Origin of the sequence: Streptomyces sp. NPDC041068 (genome assembly GCF_040647455.1) — a bacterium.
Lineage (GTDB): Bacteria > Actinomycetota > Actinomycetes > Streptomycetales > Streptomycetaceae > Streptomyces.
The window spans coordinates 142,690-161,215 of the sequence record NZ_JBEZCG010000018.1 but is presented as its reverse complement, the minus strand read 5'-3'; the positions used below and the strand labels follow the sequence as shown (position 1 = coordinate 161,215).

The 18,526-nt window shown below is 70.7% G+C and carries 18 protein-coding genes; 9 read left to right on the top strand and 9 right to left on the bottom strand.

Annotation, left to right across the window (positions count from 1 at the left end; translation table 11 throughout):
* Position 1: 1 nt before the first annotated feature.
* Positions 2–709: an RDD family protein gene (locus tag AB0B50_RS34975; RefSeq protein ID WP_362339850.1), complete on the bottom strand. Its 708-nt coding sequence runs from the start codon at positions 707–709 to the stop codon at positions 2–4.
* Positions 710–775: 66 nt separating this feature from the next.
* Positions 776–2,299 (bottom strand): RDD family protein, encoded by a 1,524-nt coding sequence (locus AB0B50_RS34970; protein ID WP_362339849.1) that lies wholly within the window; start codon positions 2,297–2,299, stop codon positions 776–778.
* A gap of 278 nt (positions 2,300–2,577) precedes the next feature.
* Here AB0B50_RS34970 and AB0B50_RS34965 point away from each other — a divergent pair, with 278 nt between their 5' ends.
* Complete coding sequence (locus AB0B50_RS34965; RefSeq protein ID WP_362339848.1) at positions 2,578–3,057, top strand: SsgA family sporulation/cell division regulator; 480 nt, start codon at positions 2,578–2,580, stop codon at positions 3,055–3,057.
* A gap of 49 nt (positions 3,058–3,106) precedes the next feature.
* Here AB0B50_RS34965 and AB0B50_RS34960 read toward each other — a convergent pair whose 3' ends face one another.
* Complete coding sequence (locus tag AB0B50_RS34960) at positions 3,107–4,477, bottom strand: FAD-linked oxidase C-terminal domain-containing protein (protein ID WP_362339847.1); 1,371 nt, start codon at positions 4,475–4,477, stop codon at positions 3,107–3,109.
* A 141-nt stretch (positions 4,478–4,618) separates the two neighbouring features.
* Between AB0B50_RS34960 and AB0B50_RS34955 the strand changes: the two genes are divergently transcribed.
* Entirely contained in the window at positions 4,619–6,061 is a 1,443-nt protein-coding gene (locus AB0B50_RS34955) for a tetratricopeptide repeat protein (protein ID WP_362339846.1), read from the top strand.
* An 87-nt stretch (positions 6,062–6,148) separates the two neighbouring features.
* Here the strand turns inward: AB0B50_RS34955 and hppD are convergent, their stop codons facing one another.
* Positions 6,149–7,297 (bottom strand): 4-hydroxyphenylpyruvate dioxygenase, encoded by a 1,149-nt coding sequence (gene hppD, locus AB0B50_RS34950; RefSeq protein ID WP_362339845.1) that lies wholly within the window; start codon positions 7,295–7,297, stop codon positions 6,149–6,151.
* A gap of 121 nt (positions 7,298–7,418) precedes the next feature.
* On the opposite strand from hppD, the gene AB0B50_RS34945 reads away from it, so the two are divergent.
* The 7 genes from AB0B50_RS34945 to AB0B50_RS34915 all read left to right on the top strand — a co-directional run bounded on the left by AB0B50_RS34945 (position 7,419) and on the right by AB0B50_RS34915 (position 12,655).
* The gene (locus tag AB0B50_RS34945; protein WP_362339844.1) at positions 7,419–7,889 is read left to right on the top strand and encodes an Lrp/AsnC family transcriptional regulator; all 471 of its coding nucleotides are present in this window, start codon (positions 7,419–7,421) and stop codon (positions 7,887–7,889) included.
* Between the two features lie 88 nt (positions 7,890–7,977).
* The gene (locus AB0B50_RS34940; RefSeq protein ID WP_362339921.1) at positions 7,978–8,625 is read left to right on the top strand and encodes an ABC transporter permease; all 648 of its coding nucleotides are present in this window, start codon (positions 7,978–7,980) and stop codon (positions 8,623–8,625) included.
* A gap of 73 nt (positions 8,626–8,698) precedes the next feature.
* Positions 8,699–9,907: a betaine/proline/choline family ABC transporter ATP-binding protein gene (locus AB0B50_RS34935; protein ID WP_362339920.1), complete on the top strand. Its 1,209-nt coding sequence runs from the start codon at positions 8,699–8,701 to the stop codon at positions 9,905–9,907.
* A complete protein-coding gene (locus AB0B50_RS34930; RefSeq protein WP_362339843.1) occupies positions 9,904–10,767 on the top strand; it encodes an ABC transporter permease in 864 nt (287 codons plus the stop codon). Before AB0B50_RS34935 ends, AB0B50_RS34930 begins: the two co-directional genes overlap by 4 nt.
* Entirely contained in the window at positions 10,764–11,732 is a 969-nt protein-coding gene (locus tag AB0B50_RS34925) for a glycine betaine ABC transporter substrate-binding protein (RefSeq protein WP_362339842.1), read from the top strand. The genes AB0B50_RS34930 and AB0B50_RS34925 overlap by 4 nt, the downstream gene beginning before the upstream one ends.
* 90 nt (positions 11,733–11,822) lie before the next feature.
* Entirely contained in the window at positions 11,823–12,422 is a 600-nt protein-coding gene (locus tag AB0B50_RS34920) for a helix-turn-helix domain-containing protein (protein WP_362339841.1), read from the top strand.
* 26 nt (positions 12,423–12,448) lie between these two features.
* On the top strand, positions 12,449–12,655 hold the full coding sequence (locus tag AB0B50_RS34915; protein WP_362339840.1) for a hypothetical protein: 207 nt from the start codon (positions 12,449–12,451) through the stop codon (positions 12,653–12,655).
* Here the strand turns inward: AB0B50_RS34915 and AB0B50_RS34910 are convergent.
* The 5 genes from AB0B50_RS34910 to AB0B50_RS34890 all read right to left on the bottom strand — a co-directional run bounded on the left by AB0B50_RS34910 (position 12,585) and on the right by AB0B50_RS34890 (position 18,451).
* Positions 12,585–13,385: a S16 family serine protease gene (locus tag AB0B50_RS34910; RefSeq protein ID WP_362339839.1), complete on the bottom strand. Its 801-nt coding sequence runs from the start codon at positions 13,383–13,385 to the stop codon at positions 12,585–12,587. The genes AB0B50_RS34915 and AB0B50_RS34910 overlap by 71 nt on opposite strands.
* A 145-nt stretch (positions 13,386–13,530) precedes the next feature.
* Positions 13,531–14,172, bottom strand: coding sequence for a helix-turn-helix domain-containing protein (locus tag AB0B50_RS34905; RefSeq protein ID WP_055702359.1), 642 nt, complete (start codon positions 14,170–14,172; stop codon positions 13,531–13,533).
* Positions 14,173–14,537: 365 nt separating this feature from the next.
* Entirely contained in the window at positions 14,538–16,337 is a 1,800-nt protein-coding gene (locus AB0B50_RS34900; RefSeq protein ID WP_362339838.1) for a DEAD/DEAH box helicase, read from the bottom strand.
* 135 nt (positions 16,338–16,472) lie between these two features.
* Entirely contained in the window at positions 16,473–17,933 is a 1,461-nt protein-coding gene (locus AB0B50_RS34895; RefSeq protein ID WP_362339837.1) for an MFS transporter, read from the bottom strand.
* Between the two features lie 80 nt (positions 17,934–18,013).
* Positions 18,014–18,451, bottom strand: coding sequence for a hypothetical protein (locus AB0B50_RS34890; protein ID WP_362339836.1), 438 nt, complete (start codon positions 18,449–18,451; stop codon positions 18,014–18,016).
* Positions 18,452–18,526 lie beyond the last annotated feature (75 nt).

The following is an 18,526-nucleotide window of genomic DNA, read 5'->3' as shown; positions in this document are numbered from 1 at the left end:
GTCAGACGCTGACCACCACCGTCTTGGCGGCCTTGTCGTGCAGGCCCTGCTTGTAGGGCTTGTCGAAGAAGCTCCAGCCTCCGCAGATCGCCGTCCAGATGCAGGCGCAGCAGAAGGCGAACGGCAGCCAGAGCACCGCCGCGCGGGCGAGCGCGGTCTGCATGCTCGGCGTGGCCCCGTCGTTGAGGTTCGCGACGCGCAGCCCCAGCCACTTCTTGCCGAGCGTCTGGCCGGTCTTGGAGATCATGAAGGTGTCGTACGCGATGTAGAGCACCGCGGCCAGCAGGGACTGGCCGAACGACTTGCCCGTGTTCACCTTGTCCGGGTCGATGTCGTACTCGGCCGTGCCGAACAGCCAGGACAGCAGTCCGACGACGATGCCCACCAGAATCATGTCGATGATGCGGGCCAGGACACGCTTCCCGCTGTCGGCGAGCGGGGGCATTCCGGCGAGGGGATCCTGGCCGCCGTAGCCGCCGGGTCCACCGCCGTAGGGGTCGCCTCCGTAGGGCGGGGGCGGCGCTCCGTAGGGGGAGCCACCGCCCGGGGGCGGGGTACCCCCGCCCGGTGGCGGGGCCCCGTAGGGCGAACCGCCGCCCGGGGGCGGGGTGTCGTACGGTGAGCCGCCGCCCTGTGGGGGCTGCTGCGGCGGCTGCTTCTTGAACGGGTCGTCGTCCGGCGGCGGGTATTGCGGCGGTTCGGTGCTCATGGCCCGAGTCGACCGCGCCGCTCCCCTCTCCGCATCCGGCGAGCGGCTGACCGGGTTACCCGGCCCTCACCCCGCGACGAACGTGCCCGCCGCCTTGTCGTGCCAGCACTGCCGCCAGGGCCGGTCGAAGAGGCACCACAGAACGCCTACGACGCCGATGACGAGGACGCCCGGCACGCTGTACACCAGCCAGCGCTTCAACGCCGCCCCGAACGTCGGCGCCTCGTGCTCCTCGATGTCCCGCACCTCGATGCCGCACACCTTCTTGCCGAGGGTGCGGCCCCACTTGGCGGTGGGCAGCGCTTCGTAGACGACGCCGAAGAGCAGGAGGACGGCGAGGACGAGGCCGAGGTAGCCCGCGGTCGTGCCGTCGAGCAGCCAGACCGTTGTCTTCTCTCCGGACAGCTTCGCCGCGTCGATCTTGCTGTCGATGTGGTCGGCGGCCTTCGTGCCGAGCGGCAGCGCGGCGGCGCCGGTGACGGCGACGAGGACGACGGTGTCGACGAGCCGTGCGGCGAGACGCCTGCCGAGTCCGGCGGGCCGGGCCGCGGCCTGGCTCCGCACCGCCGCGAGGAACGGGTCCTCGGTCACCGGCTTCCAGGGCACGACGGGCTGTCCCTCGCCCTCCTGGGCGGGGCCCGGCGCGGCCGGGGACTGTGCGAGTTGGTGCACCTGCTGGGCCCAGGAGGGCGAGCCGCCGCCGGGCCCGGAGGTGACGGGGGTGGGGACGCCGCCCTGCGGGGGCACGGGGCTCGGCTGGGGCTGCGGCTGGGGCTGCTGGACCGCCGGAGCCGACGGTGCGGGCGCGGCCGCCTGCGGGGGCGCCGAGGGGGTCTGCTGCTGCGGTACGGAGGTCTGTGCGGCGGCGGTCCGACCGCCCCGCTGCCCGGACTTGGGGCGGATCGCGCGGATCGCCATGGTGCCGTCGGTACCGGCGGAGGCGGCGGGCGTGGCCTGCCCACCGGGCTTCCCCGCCACGGGCGCGACCGGGCCCGTGGGCCGACGGAACGTCACTGTGCCTTCACCGGTGGGCGGCTTGGCGGCACCGGGCTTGGCCGTGCCCGGCTTGACGGCGCGGATGGTGACGGTGCCGGGGTTGCTGTCGTCCTCCGACGGCTCGGGCGTCTTCGAGGCCGCGGCGGCCTGGGGGGCTTCCGCGCGGGGCGCGGCGTCGCTCGGCACGCGCGGGTCGGCCTGGCCGGGGGCGCCCCAGGACACCCGGCGCTCCTGCTCGCCGCCGAGGCCGGACTGCCGGGCGGCGTCGGCCTGCCAGGCGGACGCGGGCTCGGGCCTCGCGCCGTGCTGCGCGGAGTCGTCGGCGGCGGGGGCGGGTTCGGCGGCGGGCTCGGCCTCGGGCTCCTCGTCGAAGAAGACGGGGCCCGTCTCCTCCACGGGCGCGGGGGACGCCGGGGCCGCGGCGCCCGCGCCGGGCGGGGCCGGCAGCGGTTCTCCGTCGGACGGGGCGGGACGGCTCGTGCCGGGTACCCAGGCGGCGCCGTTCCAGTACCGGACATATCCGGGAATGGACGGGTCCGGGTAGTAGCCTTCGCGCGGCCGGTCGTCGCCTGGGGCCGGAGTTGGGGCGCTCATGTCCGTCGTCCCGTATCTGCTCGGGGGTCTTTTGAGGGCTCCACATCTATCAGACCTCCGTGTCCCACCGGGCGGGTCCCGCCCTTCGGACCACTTTCCGGGCACGCTCCCCACACATTCACTCGCGTCCCCTCACGACGGTCGGGCCCCCTCCTGGTCACCGCTTCAAAAGTCGCGCGAAGAAATTTTCCGGAACCCGCGTAATGCTTCGGGGATCACGCGCTCTCCACTCGTACGGGTCCGCTCCCAGGGCCCCTACGAGGAAGGAAGCACACGACATGCACTCCGTGGTGGAACGCGAGCTCGAACTCAAACTGGTCCTCTCCCCGGAACGGGCCATCCCCGTCCCGGCCCGCCTCAGCTACCGCACCGACGACCCCTTCGCCGTCCACATCGCCTTCCACATCGGCTCCGAGCATCCGGTGAACTGGACGTTCGCCCGCGAGCTCCTGGTGGAGGGGGTGTTCAGGCCGTGCGGCCACGGCGACGTGCGGGTCTGGCCGACGAAGGTGGAGGGGCGCAGCGTCGTCCTGATGGCGCTCAGCTCACCGGACGGCGACGCCCTCCTGGAGGCGCCGGCCGCCGCCGTGTCCGCCTGGCTGGAGCGGACGCTGCGGGTGGTCCCCCCGGGCTCTGAGGCCGAGCAGCTCGGCATCGACGACGGCCTCGCCGAGCTGCTCGCGCCCACACCGGGCCGTGTCGACGAACTGTGGCTGCGCGACCCGTGGCCCTCGGACGAGTCCAAGGACGGTGAGTGAACTCCGCCGCCACGGGGGCGGGAGCGGAGTCAGACCTTCACGAGGAGCGTCAGAACAGCTTGCCCGGGTTGAGGAGTGAGTGCGGGTCGAAGGCCGCCTTGACGGCCTGCTGCATCTCCACTCCCACCGGGCCGATCTCGCGTGCCAGCCACTCCTTCTTCAGGACCCCGACGCCGTGCTCGCCGGTGATGGTGCCGCCGAGCTCCAGGCCGAGGGCCATGATCTCGTCGAAGGACTCGCGGGCACGCCGGCCCTCGTCGGGGTCTGCCGCGTCGAAGCAGACGGTGGGGTGGGTGTTGCCGTCGCCCGCGTGCGCGCAGACCCCGATGGTCAGGTCGTACTTCTCGGCGATGCGCTCGACGCCGTCGAGCATGTCCGCGAGCCGGGTGCGCGGCACGCACACGTCGTCGATCATCGAGGTGCCCTTGATCGCCTCGAGTGCGGTGAGCGAGAGCCGCCGCGCGTGGAGGAGCATCTCGGACTCGGCGGCGTCCTCGGCCGGCACCACCTGGGTGGCGCCCGCGGCCTCGCAGAGCGCGCCGACGGCGGCGAGGTCCGCCGCGGGGTCCGGGGTGTCGAAGGCCGCGAGCAGGAGCGCCTCGGTGGTCTCGGGCAGTCCCATGTTGGCCAGCGCGTTCACGGCCTTCACGGTCGTACGGTCCATCAGCTCGAGGAGCGACGGGACATGACCGCCCTCCATGATCCGGCAGACGGCGTCGCATGCGGCCTGCGTCGAGGCGAACTCGGCCGCGAGGACCAGCTGCCCGGGCGGCTGCGGCTTGAGCGCGAGGACGGCGCGGACGACGATGCCGAGGCTGCCCTCGGAGCCCACGAACAGGCGGGTCAGGTCGTACCCCGCGACCCCCTTGGCGGTGCGGCGTCCGGTGCTCATGAGCCGTCCGTCGGCGAGGACGACGTCGAGCCCGAGGACGTACTCCGCGGTGACCCCGTACTTCACGCAGCACAGCCCGCCGGAGGCGGTGCCGATGTTCCCGCCGATGGTGCAGGTCTCCCAACTGGAGGGATCCGGCGGGTAGTACAGGCCGTGCTCGTTCACCGCGCGGGAGAGGGCGGCGTTGACGACGCCCGGCTCGACGACCGCGATGCGGTCGACGGGGTTGATCTCCAGGATGCGGTCCATCTTGATCAGGGACAGGACGATGCAGCCCTCGCTGGCGTTCGCGGCACCGGACAGGCCGGTGCGGGCGCCCTGCGGGACCACGGGGACGCGCAGCTCGGTGGCCGTGCGCATCACGTGCTGGACCTGCTCGACGGTGCGGGGCAGGACCACGACGGCGGGGACGCCCGCATCGCAGAAGCTCGCCATGTCGTGGGAGTACGAGGAGGTGACGTCGGGGTCGGTGAGGACCGCCTCGGCCGGGAGGCCCTCCTCGAGGCGTTCGATCAGGGTGCGGCTCATGATCACAGCCTCGCACTCGGGGCCATCGGTGTGAACCCGTGTGCGACGCCGTTCCGCGCCGCCGGGATGTGCTCTTCGTATTGAAGTGATTGCCGCACAGTGAGCGTCATGGAGCCTTCCAAGTCCCCCATGAAGCCTTCGATGAAGCGTGTGCTGATCGCGTCCGTCGCGGGGAGCGTGGTGCTCGGCGGCGTCTTCGTGCTGCTGCCCCCGGACGGCGGGGACGCGGCGCCGCCCGCCCTGGGCCCCGCGGGGCGTGCGATGGCGGCCGTGGGGGCGGGTGCGCCCGCCGCGCTGCCGGATCTGACCGCGCTGATCGGGGAGCGCGAGACGCATGTGCGGGCGCACCCCGGCGACGACCAGTCCTGGGCGGTTCTCGGCCAGGCGTACGTGGCACAGGGCGTGCGGAGCGCCGATGTCGCGTACTACCCCAAGGCCGAGAGCGCGCTGCGTACGTCATTGAAGGCCAGGCCCCAGGGCAACGCGGAGGCCCTGACGGGGCTCGCCGTCCTCGCCAACGCCCGGCACGACTTCCGCGCCGCGAAGAAGTGGGGCGAACTGGCGGCGAAGCAGGCACCGAAGCGGTGGACCGCCTACCCCGCGCTGATCGACGCCTACAGCGGGCTCGGCGACGCGAAGGGTGTCGGCAGGGCCCTGGAGTCCCTGCAGGAGCTGGGCTCGGGCCCCGCGGTGATGACGCGCGCCGGGCAGGTCTACCGAAGCCGCGGCTGGCGCGAGGACGCGAACGCCGCGCTCACCGACGCGGCCGCGCTCGCCGAGGCCCCGGCGGAGAAGGCGGCGTGCCTGCACCGCGTGGCCGAACTCGCCTGGGAGCGGGGCGAACCGACGGAGGCACTGCGCTACTACGACGCGGCGCTCGCCGCCGACGCCGACCACCACCCCTCGCTGGCGGGCCGGGGCCGCGCCCTGGCCGCCCTCGGCCGTTCCTCGGAGGCGCTGCACGCCTACCGCTCGGCGCTCACGAAGCAGCCGCTGCCCGAATACGCCCTGGAACTGGGTGAGTTGTACGAGTCGCTGCGCCTTGCTCCCGCGGCGCGTGCGCAGTACGACGTGCTGCGGGCCCGGGTGAAACAGGAGAGCGTGGGCGGCGTCAACAACGAACGGATCCTCGGCCTCTTCGAGGCGGACCACGGCGACGCGGACGCGGCGGTGGAGCTGCTGACCGCGGAGTACGAGCGGCACGGCAGCCCGGAGACCGCGGACGCGCTGGGCTGGGCCCTGCATCGTGCCGGGGACGGCGAGGCGGGCCTGAAGCTGGTCACCAAGGCCATGGAGAAGGGGCCGCGCAGCGCCCTGTTCGCCTTCCACCGGGGCCAGATCGAGCGGGAGTTGGGCTACTACGGGGCGGCGCGGCGGCACCTCGGCGAGGCGCTGCGCATCAATCCGTACTTCTCGCCGCTGGGGGTGCCTGCGGCCAAGGAGGCGCTCGATGCCCTGGGCGAGCCGCCCGAGGGCGGGCCCGCCCAGATGTACGCGCCCCGGCCTGCGGCCCCCAGGCAGACTGCGAAGCCCACGTCGCCCCGCAAGCCCTCGGCTTCGGCGCCCGCCGGAAAGCCTCGCTGAGTCTTCGCCTGCGGGTGCGTCGTGGCTTGTCGCGCAGTTCCCCGCGCCCCTGACGGGGCGCGGACAACGCTCGGCAGGGAAAGACCCTTACAGATTGCCCCGCTTCTCCTGCTCCCTCTCGATCGCCTCGAACAGGGCCTTGAAGTTGCCCTTGCCGAAGCCCATGGAGCCGTGCCGCTCGATCATCTCGAAGAAGACGGTCGGGCGGTCCTGGACCGGCTTGGTGAAGATCTGCAGCAGGTAGCCGTCCTCGTCGCGGTCGACGAGGATCTTCAGCTCGCGCAGGGTCTCCACGGGCACGCGGGTCTCGCCCGCCCACTCGCCGAGGGTGTCGTAGTACGAGTCGGGGGTGTCGAGGAACTGCACGCCCGCCGCGCGCATCGTGCGCACGGTCTCGACGATGTCGTTCGTGGCGAGCGCGATGTGCTGGACGCCCGCGCCGCCGTAGAACTCCAGGTACTCGTCGATCTGGGACTTCTTCTTGGCGATCGCGGGCTCGTTGATCGGGAACTTCACCTTGAGGGTGCCGTCCGCGACCACCTTGGACATCAGCGCCGAGTACTCGGTCGCGATGTCGTCGCCCACGAACTCCTTCATGTTCGTGAAGCCCATGACCTTGTTGTAGAAGCCGACCCACTCGTTCATCTTGCCGAGCTCGACGTTGCCGACGCAGTGGTCGATCGCCTGGAAGGTGCGCTTGGCCGGCGGCTCGACGATCGGGTTCGCGGCGACGAAACCGGGCAGGTAAGGCCCGTCGTAGTCGGTGCGCTCGACCAGCGTGTGGCGGGTCTTGCCGTAGGTGGCGATGGCGGCGAGGACGACCGTGCCGTTCTCGTCCTTCTCCTCGTACGGCTCCGTGATGCCGCGGGCACCGTGCTCGACGGCGTACGCGTACGCGGCGCGCGCGTCCGGGACCTCGATGGCGAGGTCGACGACGCCGTCGCCGTGCTCGGCCACGTGCGAGGCGAGGAAGGTGCCCCGCTCGGTGGAGGCCTTGATGACGGAGGTGAAGACGAAGCGGGCGGCGCCGTTCGTGAGCACGTAACTCGCGGTCTCGCGGCTGCCGTTCTCCGGTCCGGAGTAGGCGACCAGCTTCATGCCGAACGCGGTGGAGTAGTAGTGCGCCGCCTGCTTGGCGTTGCCCACGGCGAAGACGACCGCGTCCATTCCCTTGACCGGGAAGGGGTCGGCCTCGCGCGCGGTGTCGGGGGTGGTGTGGGTGGTGGTCTCAGTCATGCCCTGAGGCTCCCGCCGATCCACAAGGTGCGCAATAGTTCGCGTTTTCAGTGGTCAATCTGTCCAGCCACTGGCCAGGATGGGCGGGCTATCTGTACATCATGACCATCACGGAGGCGTCATGGCGATCGATCATCTGGACGGCCGGCTCATCGTGCTCCTGGCGCGGGAGCCGCGTATCGGGGTTCTTGAGGCGTCCCGCAGGCTCGGCGTCGCGCGCGGCACGGTGCAGGCGCGCATGGACCGGCTTCAGTCCAATGGAGTCATCCGGGGATTCGGCCCGGAGGTCGATCCGGCGGCGCTCGGCTACCCCGTGACGGCCTTCGCGACGCTGGAGATCAAACAGGGCCAGGGGGCGGACGTACGGGCGCATTTGGCGTCCGTGGCCGAGGTCCTCGAACTGCACACCATCACGGGCCACGGCGACATGCTCTGCCGTCTGGTGGCCCGGTCGAACGCGGATCTCCAACGTGTGATCGACCGGGTGGTGGGTTTTGATGGCATCGTCCGGGCCTCCACGGCGATCGTCATGGAAAACCCCGTTCCGCTGCGGATCATCCCGCTGGTGGAGCAGGCGTCCGAAGACTCCTGAGTCCGAGACCACCGAGCGCCTTCGGCAGGACGAACCTTCGGCAGGGCGAACCTTCGGCAAGACTCGGAAAGACGAGGTGAGCACTTCAGTGAACTTCTGGGACTACCTCGGCAACCGTCACCAACAGTTGCTGACGGACGCGTACCAGCACGCGAGCGCCGTCTTCCAGTGCATGGTCGTCGCGACCGTGATCGGCGTACTGATCGGCGTCTTCACCTACCGCAGCGAGTGGGCGGGCAACCTGGCCACGACCGCCACCTCCACCATTCTGACCATCCCCTCGCTCGCCATGATCGGCCTGCTGATCCCGGTCGTGGGGCTCGGCGTCGCGCCGACCGTCATCGCACTGACGCTGTACGGGCTGCTGCCGATCGTGCGGAACTCCATCGTCGGCCTTCGCGGCGTCGACCCGTCCCTGGTCGACGCCGCGAAGGGCATCGGGATGTCCAGGATCGCCCGGCTCTTCAAGGTGGAACTGCCGATCGCCTGGCCGCCGATCCTGACCGGCATCCGCGTCTCCACGCAGATGCTGATGGGCATCGCGGCCATCGCCGCGTACGCGTCGGGGCCCGGCCTCGGCAACGAGATCTTCCGCGGCATCGGCTCGCTCGGCAGCAAGAACGCGCTCAACCAGGTGCTCGCGGGAACGCTCGGGATCATCGTCCTCGCGCTGCTGTTCGACGCCGCGTACGTCCTGATCGGCCGGCTGACCATTCCGAGGGGTATCCGTGTCTGAGACCACCGCCACCGAGAACGCGACGACGGACGAGGCCGAGGGACAGGCCCCCGCCACCACGTCCGGAGCGACGATCGAGCTGGAGAACCTCACCAAGCGCTATCCGGGCAGCAGCGACCCGGCCGTGGACAGCGTCAACATGGAGATCAAGGCGGGCGAGATCGTCATCTTCGTGGGCCCGTCCGGCTGCGGGAAGTCGACCACCCTGAAGATGATCAACCGGCTCATCGAGCCGACCAGCGGCCGCATCCGCATCAACGGCGAGGACGTCACCGACATCGACCCGGTGAAGCTGCGCCGCAAGGTCGGCTACGCGATCCAGTCCTCGGGCCTCTTCCCACACATGACGGTGGCTCAGAACATCGCCCTCGTACCGAAGATGGTGGGCTGGGGGAAGTCGAAGATCAAGTCTCGGGTGGAGGAGATGCTCGACCTGGTGGGGCTCGACCCGGCCGAGTTCCACGGCCGTTATCCGCGCCAGCTCTCCGGCGGTCAGCAGCAACGCGTGGGAGTGGCACGGGCGTTGGCGGCCGACCCACCCGTCCTTCTGATGGACGAGCCGTTCGGCGCCGTCGACCCGATCACCCGCGACCACCTCCAGGACGAGCTGATCCGGCTCCAGCACGAGCTGCACAAGACCATCGTCTTCGTCACGCACGACTTCGACGAGGCCATCAAGCTCGGCGACCGCATCGCCGTCCTGCGGGAGCGCTCGCACATCGCGCAGTTCGACACCCCCGAGGCCATCCTCACCAACCCCGCCGACGACTTCGTCTCCGGGTTCGTGGGCGCGGGCGCGGCGCTCAAGCGGCTGAACCTGACCCGCGTACGCGACGTGGAGATCGCCGACGTGCCGACGGTGACCATCGACGACCCGCTCCAGGACATCTTCGACAAGCTCCGCGGCGGCGGCACCAACGAACTGCTCCTGCTCGACAAGCGTGGCCGCCCCTACAAGTGGCTGCGCCGCGGCGACCTGATGCGCGCCAAGGGCTCGCTGGCCCGCGCGGGCACCCTCGTGCACGACACGGTGACCCGCGACGCCACCCTGCGCGACGCCCTGGAGGCGGTCCTCACGGACAACGCGGGCCGGGTCGCGGTGACCGGGCGGCGCGGCGAGTACACGGGCGTCGTCGACATGGAGACGCTGATGAACTCCGTCCACGAGATGCTGGAGGCCGACCGTCTCGAAGCCGTCGAGCACCAGCACGAACTGGAGGAGCAGCGCCAGCGGTTGACCCACCAGGAGCAGGAGGGCGACAGCGGGGAGGCGAAGGCATGAGGCCGTCGTCGCGCGACGACACGCGCCCCGAGGGAGAGCACGAGGTCAAGGGCCTCGCCTTCCGCGACGTGGGCGAGGGCGAGCAGGAGGCCCCTCCCCCGGACGTCCCCGACAGGCAGCCGCGCCGGGTCACCTGGCAGAGGCTCACGTTCCTGCCCGCCGTGCTCGCGGTGATCCTGCTGCTGACCTGGTGGTGGTTCCAGCAGGCCGACCTGGACTCGATCTCCAGGAACGCGCTGGCCAACGGCAATGTGTGGCTGCGCCTTCGCCAGCACATCCAACTGACCGCGATCTCCACCTTCTTCGTCCTGATCATCGCGATCCCGCTGGGCATCCTGCTGACCCGCAAGCGGCTGCGCAAGGCCGCCCCGGCCGCGATGGCCCTGGCCAACATCGGCCAGGCGACGCCCGCGATCGGCCTCCTCGCGCTCCTGGTGATCTGGCTCGGCATCGGCGAGAAGGCGGCCCTGATCGGCATCATCATCTACGCCGTCCTGCCGGTCCTCTCCAACACGATCGCGGGCCTGAAGGCGAACGACCCGACCCTCCTCGAAGCGGCGCGCGGCATCGGCATGTCGCCGCTCGGCGTCCTGACGAGGGTCGAACTCCCGCTGGCCGTACCGCTGATCCTCGCGGGCGTGCGCACGGCTCTCGTCCTGAACGTCGGCACGGCGACGCTGGCCACCTTCGGCGGTGGCGGCGGCCTGGGCGACCTGATCACCACGGGCATGACCAACCAGCGCATGCCCGTCCTCATGCTCGGTTCGATCCTGACGATCGCGCTCGCGCTCCTGGTGGACTGGCTGGCCTCGCTGGCCGAACTGGTCCTGCGCCCGCGCGGGTTGGAGGTGCGGTCATGAGGGTCACGTTGCGTACGTCGGTCATCGGCGCCCTGGGGGCCGCCCTGCTGGCCGGGTGCGGGCTCACCAGCGGCAGCCCGATGGTGGACGACGTCAAGCCCGGCTCCATCGGCAAGGGCCTGCCCCTCAAGGGCGCCGATCTCACCGTCACCTCCAAGGAGTTCACCGAGCAGCTGATCCTCGGCGCGATCATGGGCATCGCCTTCCAGGCGGCCGGCGCGGACGTGCTCGACCGCACCGGCATCCAGGGCTCGATCGGCGCGCGCGAGGCCGTCAAGGGCGGCGACGCGGACGCCATGTACGAGTACACGGGCACCGCCTGGATCACCTACCAGGGCAACTCCGAGCCCATCGACGACCCGCAGAAGCAGTGGCAGGCGGTGCACGACGCGGACCTGAAGAACGGCATCACCTGGCTGCCGCCGGCCGCGCTCAACAACACGTACGCGCTTGCGACGAACCAGAAGAACGAGGCGAAGTACAAGACGAAGACGCTCTCGGACGTGGCGGCCCTGTCCAAGTCCGACCCGAAGGCCGTCACGCTGTGCGTGGAGAGCGAGTTCGCGTCGCGGGACGACGGCCTGCCGGGCATGCAGAAGGCGTACGGGATGAGCATCCCGTCGTCCAACATCACCAAGATGGACACCGGGATCATCTACACGCAGGCGTCCAAGGGGTCGTGCACGTACGGCGAGGTCTTCACCACCGACGGCCGCATCAAGGCGATGGACCTGACGGTGATGGAGGACGACAAGCACTTCTTCCCCAACTACAACGCCGCACCGGAGATCAACAGCAAGTCCCTGGAGAAGTACCCGGAGATGGCGGAGGTCCTGGACCCCATCACGAAGAAGCTGAACAACACGGTCGCGCAGGACCTCAACTCCAAGGTGGACGTGGAGGGTCAGGACCCGCACGAGGTGGCGAAGGACTGGCTGATCCAGGAGGGGTTCGTCAAGGAGTGAGCGAAGCGGCGGAACCGCTTCCGGAAGTTACAAAGACTCCGTTGCAAAGAAACCGTTGCAACGGAGTCTTTGCATAGCTACGTTGAGGGCATGACGGAAGAGCCGCAGCCCCGGAAGGTCCACTACCTCAACCCGCGTTCACTGCGCGGCCTCGCACACCCTCTGCGAATGCGGCTGATCGCCTCGCTGCGCTTGGAGGGACCGGCAACAGCCTCCCAACTCGCCGCGCGTCTGGGCGAGTCCAGCGGTGCGACCAGCTATCACCTCCGCCAACTCGCGGAGTACGGATTCGTCGAGGACGATCCGGAGCGGGGGAAGGGACGGGAACGGTGGTGGCGCTCCGTCCACCAGGGCACGTTCACCGGCGAGGACCTCATCCGCGATCGGGACCCGGCAGTACAGGCCGCGCTCAGCACTCTCCTGTACGAGTACGCCGCACAGCGCTCGCAGGAGGTGACCACCTGGATCGCCACCCGGCACGAGTGGTCACAGGAGTGGGACGAGGCCGCGGACACCAGTGACTTCACCCTGACCCTGACACCCGCGCTCACCTCCGAGCTGGGCCACAAGGTCCATGAACTCATGGAGAGTTACCGGGCTCTGGCGCTGGAGGAAGACGCATCGGACGTCGCCCAGGTCCGCGTCCACTCCCACATCTTCCCGACCCGGCCGATGACCGACGACACCTGAGGGACAACGCCCGAGAGGAGCACGACATGCACTCCGACGTACACCTGATGCTGCATCACGACCGCGCCGAGGAGTTACGACGGGCGGCCCCCGTGCGACTCCCCCGCCCTCAGCTGCGTACGCAACTCGGCTGGACCCTCGTCGAGTTGGGCCTGCGTCTCGTCAGCAGCTCGGGACCTTCTCGCCCTTCTCCAGGGCCCGCAGCGCGTCGACCGTGCCCGACAGTGTCGTGACGGGAATCAGCTTCAGGCCCTTCGGCAGCTCCGCCTGAGCGTCCTTGCACTCGGCCTTCGGGACCAGGAAGACGGTCGCGCCGTCGCGCGCCGCGCCCTGCGTCTTCATGGACACGCCGCCGACCGGGCCGACCTTGCCGTCGGCCGTGATCGTGCCGGTGCCCGCGATCTTGCGGCCGCCGGTGAGGTCGCCTCCGCTGCCGTTCCCGTCCAGCTTGTCGATGATGCCGAGCGAGAGGAACAGGCCGGCGCTGGGGCCGCCGATCTTGCCGAGGTCGGCCTCGACCTCCACCTTGTCGGTGTTGTCGACGCCGTTCGCCTTCAGATAGTTCAGCGCCGCCTTCGTCGCGTCGTCCTGCGACTCCTTCATGTCGCCGAGGTTGTGCTTCTCGACTTCCTTCACGTTGTCGCCGACGGGGTAGACCGAGTCCTTCGGCATCACCGCGCGGTCCGTGCGGAACCAGCCGTCGATCACGTCGCCCAGGTACACGTCCATCTGCGGCCCTGTGGCGACGATCGTCGTCATGCGCAGCTCACCGGTGGTCGGCCGCGTGGGGGCGCCGGTGATCGTGAGGACCGGCTTGCCCTCGTGCTCCCCGAGGACGTTCGTCGTGCCGCCCGGCTGGGCCACGGCGAACGGCAGCGGCGCGAGCCCGGCGACGGCGAGCAGGGCCACCACGGGGAGGGCGCAGACGGCGAGGGCCTGGGGGCGCGTGAAACGAGAGAACACAGGATCAATCTAACCCGCGGGGCAAAGCCGGCCAGTCTCGCACCTGACGACGAGCGCCGACTGTCCAGCCTGTCCGGCGTTCGAGGACGAGCTCGGCGCAGCCGGCGAGCGGCCGAGCCCCGTGGCACCGTTCGCCCGCGCGGCCTCAGCGCAGGGCATCCGCCACTTCGCGGGCCGCGTCGACCACCCGGGGGCCCACCCGCTCCGGTACCGAGTCCGCGAGCATGACCACTCCTACGCTGCCCTCTATCCCCGTCACGCCCACCAGCGGAGCCGCCGCTCCGCTCGCGCCGGCCTCCAGCTCGCCGTGGGTGAGGGCGTAGCCGGGGTCGGTGACCAGGCCTTGGCGGGCGGCGAGGATGGCGCGGCCCGCGGCGCCGCGGTCCAGGGGGTGACGGAAGCCGGTGCGGTAGGCGACGTGGTAGTCGGTCCAGGTCGGCTCCACGACCGCGACGGCCAACGCCTCCGTGCCGTCGACGAGGGTCAGGTGCGCCGTCGCGCCTATGTCCTCGGCGAGCGAGCGCAGGGCGGGCAGCGCGGCCTCGCGCACCAGCGGGTGCACCTGGCGGCCCAGGCGGAGCACGCCGAGGCCGACGCGGGCGCGGCCGCCCAGGTCCCGGCGGACGAGTGCGTGCTGCTCCAGCGTGGCGAGCAGGCGGTAGACCACGGTGCGGTTCACGCCGAGCTTGTTGGACAGCTCGGTGACCGTGAGTCCATGGTCGGTGTCGGCCAGCAGCTTGAGGACGCGCAGTCCTCGGTCGAGCGTCTGGGAAGTCTCCGCGGTCACGACGCCCACTCCTTAGGTGAGGGTCGGCGGCCCCCCTACGCGGCGGATGCGCCGCCGGTCCCGTGGGCGACGCGCGTCAGAGGCCGCCGGTCGGAACACCGGCTGCGCTCCGCGGCGGCGCTGCCACGGGGCGTGTGCGTTGCGGGGACAGTAGCGAGGCCGTCCCGCTCAGCGGAAGACTTCGTCCAGAATCCGGGCACGTCGGCGTCCCTGGCGCCCCCATTGCCCCGTTACGCACAGGGCGGGTGGGAAGAGGCGTGCACGACCTCCGCACACGGCCTCCCCACCCGGAACGCGCCGCTCCCTACTCGGCGGTCACTTCGTGCGGACGACCCTCGGGTCACGTCATGCGGACGACCCTGAGGTCACTTCATGCGGGTGGCCCACTCCTGGACCTTCTCGATGCGCTGCCGCAGCTGTCCCGCCGTGGCCTCCGCGCTGGGCGGCCCGCCACAGGTGCGGCGCAGCTCGGTGTGGATCACGCCGTGCGGCTTCCCGCTCTGATGGACGTACGCGCCGACCATCGTGTTCAGCTGCTTCCTGAGCCCGAGGAGCTCCTTGTGGGAGACCACCGGGCGCCGCTCGGCGGGGAGTTCGAGGAGATCGGCCTCCTCGTCCGGCTTCTTCTTGCTGTGGGCGATCTGCCGGGCCTGCCGCTTCTGCAGCAGCATCTGCACCTGGTCGGGTTCGAGGAGCCCGGGGATGCCGAGGTAGTCCTGCTCCTCCTCGCTGCCCGGGTGCGCCTGCATGCCGAACTCGGCACCGTCGAAGAGCACCCGGTCGAAGACGGCCTCGGACTCCAGCGCCTCGAAGGAGAACTGCTCCTGCTCGCCGGTGTCCTCGTCCTGCTGCTTGTTCGCCTCGTCCATCTCCGCCTCGGACTCGGCGTAGGGGTCCTCCTCCCCTTCCTTCTTCGGCTTGTCGAGCACGTGGTCGCGCTCGACCTCCATCTCGTTGGCGAAGCCGAGCAGGTCGGGGACGGTGGGCAGGAACACGGACGCGGTCTCGCCGCGCCGCCTGGACCGCACGAAGCGGCCGACGGCCTGCGCGAAGAAGAGAGGAGTCGAGATCGTCGTCGCATACACGCCCACCGCCAGGCGCGGCACGTCGACGCCTTCGGACACCATGCGGACCGCGACCATCCAGCGGTCGGTGCCGGCGCTGAAGTCGTCGATGCGCTGGGAGGCGCCGGTGTCGTCGGAGAGGACGACGGTCGCCTTGGTCCCGGTGATCTCGCGGATCAGCTTGGCGTAGGCGCGCGCGGAGTCCTGGTCGGAGGCGATGACGAGGCCGCCCGCGTCGGGGATGGCCTTCCTGACCTCGCTGAGCCGCTTGTCGGCGGCCTTGAGGACGTTCGGCATCCATTCGCCGCGCGCGTCCAGCGCGGTGCGCCAGGCCTGCGAGACGGCGTCCTTGGTCATGGGCTCGCCGAGGCGGGCCGCGATCTCGTCGCCCGCCTTCGTGCGCCAGCGCATGTTGCCGGAGTACGAGAGGAAGATGACGGGCCGCACGACGCCGTCGCCCAGCGCGCTGCCGTAGCCGTAGGTGTAGTCGGCCGAGGAGCGCCGGATGCCGTCGTTGCCTTCTTCGTACGTGACGAAGGGGATCGGGTTGGTGTCGGAGCGGAAGGGCGTGCCGGTGAGCGCGAGGCGGCGGGTCGCGGGCTCGAAGGCTTCGAGGCAGGCCTCACCCCAGGACTTGCTGTCTCCCGCGTGGTGGATCTCGTCGAGGATCACGAGGGTCTTGCGCTGCTCGCTGCGGTTGCGGTGCAGCATCGGCCGCACGCCCACGCCCGCGTAGGTCACGGCGACGCCCTGGTACTCCTTGCTGAGCGGCCCGGCGCTGTACTCCGGGTCCAGCTTGATGCCTATACGGGCGGCCGCTTCGGCCCACTGCTTCTTCAGGTGTTCGGTGGGGGCGACCACGGTGACCTGCTGCACCACATGGTGGTGCAGCAGCCACGACGCGAGCGTGAGCGCGAACGTCGTCTTGCCGGCGCCGGGGGTGGCGACGGCCAGGAAGTCTCGCGGCTGCTCCTGGATGTACTTCTCCATCGCGCCCTGCTGCCAGGCACGCAGCTTGTTGGCGGTGCCCCAGGGGGCCCGGCCGGGGAAGGCGGGAGAGAGGTGGTGGGAGGAGTTGGCGGCGGCGCTGGTGGTAGTCACGGTCTCCGGGTTTTGACTTCTCGGGTACGTACGACAACCGGGCCACCTTACCGGTGACGGGTTGACGTACCCGTGAGATCGAGGCGGTGCCGGGAGCGGGTGGGACAGGTGTCACACCCGCGGCTCAGGACGCCGTCAGGGGGTGCGCTCCTTCAGCCGCGTGCCCACCCAGGCCCCGACCAGGGCGACCGCCGCCATGGGCAGGAACACGGCGACGAAGGCGGCCGGATGGGATCCCGCGGCCTCGCCCGCCCCGTGTGTCGCGCCCACCGTGCCGCCGCCGAGCGCGGCGAAGGCGGCGCCGCCGACGGCGAGCAGGATCACGTTCGAGAGGCCGTCGGAGATCTGCAACGCGGCCGAATTCGACCCCGCGTCCTCGGGCGGCGAGAGCCTCAGGAGCAGCACGCTCGTCGATGCGATGACCATGCCCATGCCGAAGCAGCCGAAGGCCCAGGCGACCGCGACGATCCACACGGGCACGGCCTCGACGAGGACGGTCGGCGCGGCGGCGATGGCAAGGGCGACGAGCACCATCCCCGCGGCCACGAGCCGCCCGCGGTAGGGCTCCATGCGGGGCCGCGACTGGACGTACGAGCCAAGGGCCCAGGTCGCGCCGCCCACGGCGAGCGAGAGCCCGGCCATGGTGGGGCTGAGCCCCCGCTGGGTGACGAGCATCAGCGGCACGAAGGACTCGGCGGCGATGAACGACCCGGCGGCGACGCCGCGGAGCAGCACGACGGAGGGCAGCCCGCGGGCGGCGCGGTAGGTGCCGCGGGGCAGCAGACCGAGGACGGAGGGCACGAGGAGCGCCCCACCCACCACGGCGGGCAGCAGCGAGAGCCACCGCAGGTCCTGACCGGCGTACTGCAGGAGCCCCGCGCCCAGCGAGATCCCCAGCGCAAGGCGGATACGACGCCGGTCGAAGGCGGCGACGGGCGCGTCCGGGTCGACGGGCCCGGAGGCGGTGCGCCGGATCTGGGGCAGCGCGAGGGCGAGCGGGGCGGCGACGAGCGCGGGAATCCCTACGAAGACCCAGCGCCACCCGAGGTGCTCGGTGACGGTCCCGGAGACCAGCGGCCCGACGACCGAGGGCACGACCCAGCTGGCCGCGAACGCCGCCATGATGGACGGCCGCAGATGCTCGGGGTAGGCCCGGCTGACGATGACGTACAGCGAGACGATCACGAGCCCGCCGCCGAGCCCCTGCACGGCCCGCCCCAGGATGAACAGCCACATCGCCCCGGCGGTCCCGCTGAGCAGCAGCCCGGCCGCGAAGAGCGAGATCCCGGCGGCGAGCGGTCCGAGGGGCCCGCGCCGGTCGGCCCACTGGCCGCTGAGCACCATGCCGAAGAGGCTAGTCGTGAAGTACCCGGAGAAGGCGAAGGCGTACAGCGAGACCCCGTCGAGCTCCCGCGCGGCCACGGGCATCGCGGTCCCGACGGCGGTCGCCTCGAAGGCGATGAGCAGGACGACGGAGACGATGCCGATGCTGAGGGCGCGGTAGGGCTTGCGCAGCACACCGTCCCCCGACGCTGAGGGTGGCGATATCGGCGGGTCTGCTGTGACGTCGGTGTCACCGGATTCCAGGGCGGTCATGCGGCCAGAGTAAGGGGCGTTCTTCTCGGTGACCCCTGTCCGGAGGCAGTGACCTTCTGGTCCCTTGGTCGTACGTCTCTTCAGCAGGCGCCGTCGCTGACGTCGGCGCGGATGAGGTAGTCCTTGCGCGCGACGTGCATGCAGTAGAGGTGGTCGGTGTGGGCGGTGCCGACCTCGTAGCGGTCGCCGGACGTCCCGTTCACCCGGAGCCCGGTCTTCGGCGCACCGTCGGTGGCCTCCAGCTCCCGCCGTATCCGCTCCGCATAGCCGCCGCCGTAGCCGCTCTCGTACCCTTCCGGGCTTCCGTCGTACGAGCCGTCGAGGTCTTCCGTGACGGCGTACACGGCATCGCGCAGCTCGCCCTCGCTCCAGCGCGAGCTGGAGTACATGTAGTACATGCCGCCGCCGGCGAAGAGCACCGCCGCGATGATGAGGGCGAAGCCGATGGGGTTGCCGGGGTTGTAGACGTAGCGGCTGGTGCCCCATGCACTGCGCTTGAAGACGGGTTCGTGGCTCACGCCCGGACTCTACGTCCCGTTGATCAACCGGCGGTGGCTCCGTGCCGGTTCCCGGACGCGTACGTGACGAAGTAA

Bases quoted from the DNA above. Each gene is read 5' to 3' on its own strand.
- AB0B50_RS34955 (WP_362339846.1), top strand. From the start codon at position 4,619: ATGAAGCGTGTGCTGATCGCGTCCGTCGCGGGGAGCGTGGTGCTCGGC.
- AB0B50_RS34965 (WP_362339848.1), top strand. From the start codon at position 2,578: ATGCACTCCGTGGTGGAACGCGAGCTCGAACTCAAACTGGTCCTCTCC.
- AB0B50_RS34915 (WP_362339840.1), top strand. From the start codon at position 12,449: ATGCACTCCGACGTACACCTGATGCTGCATCACGACCGCGCCGAGGAG.
- AB0B50_RS34895 (WP_362339837.1), bottom strand. From the start codon at position 17,933: ATGACCGCCCTGGAATCCGGTGACACCGACGTCACAGCAGACCCGCCG.
- AB0B50_RS34975 (WP_362339850.1), bottom strand. From the start codon at position 709: ATGAGCACCGAACCGCCGCAATACCCGCCGCCGGACGACGACCCGTTC.
- AB0B50_RS34960 (WP_362339847.1), bottom strand. From the start codon at position 4,477: ATGAGCCGCACCCTGATCGAACGCCTCGAGGAGGGCCTCCCGGCCGAG.
- AB0B50_RS34925 (WP_362339842.1), top strand. From the start codon at position 10,764: ATGAGGGTCACGTTGCGTACGTCGGTCATCGGCGCCCTGGGGGCCGCC.
- hppD (WP_362339845.1), bottom strand. From the start codon at position 7,297: ATGACTGAGACCACCACCCACACCACCCCCGACACCGCGCGCGAGGCC.
- AB0B50_RS34970 (WP_362339849.1), bottom strand. From the start codon at position 2,299: ATGAGCGCCCCAACTCCGGCCCCAGGCGACGACCGGCCGCGCGAAGGC.
- AB0B50_RS34945 (WP_362339844.1), top strand. From the start codon at position 7,419: ATGGCGATCGATCATCTGGACGGCCGGCTCATCGTGCTCCTGGCGCGG.
- AB0B50_RS34920 (WP_362339841.1), top strand. From the start codon at position 11,823: ATGACGGAAGAGCCGCAGCCCCGGAAGGTCCACTACCTCAACCCGCGT.
- AB0B50_RS34930 (WP_362339843.1), top strand. From the start codon at position 9,904: ATGAGGCCGTCGTCGCGCGACGACACGCGCCCCGAGGGAGAGCACGAG.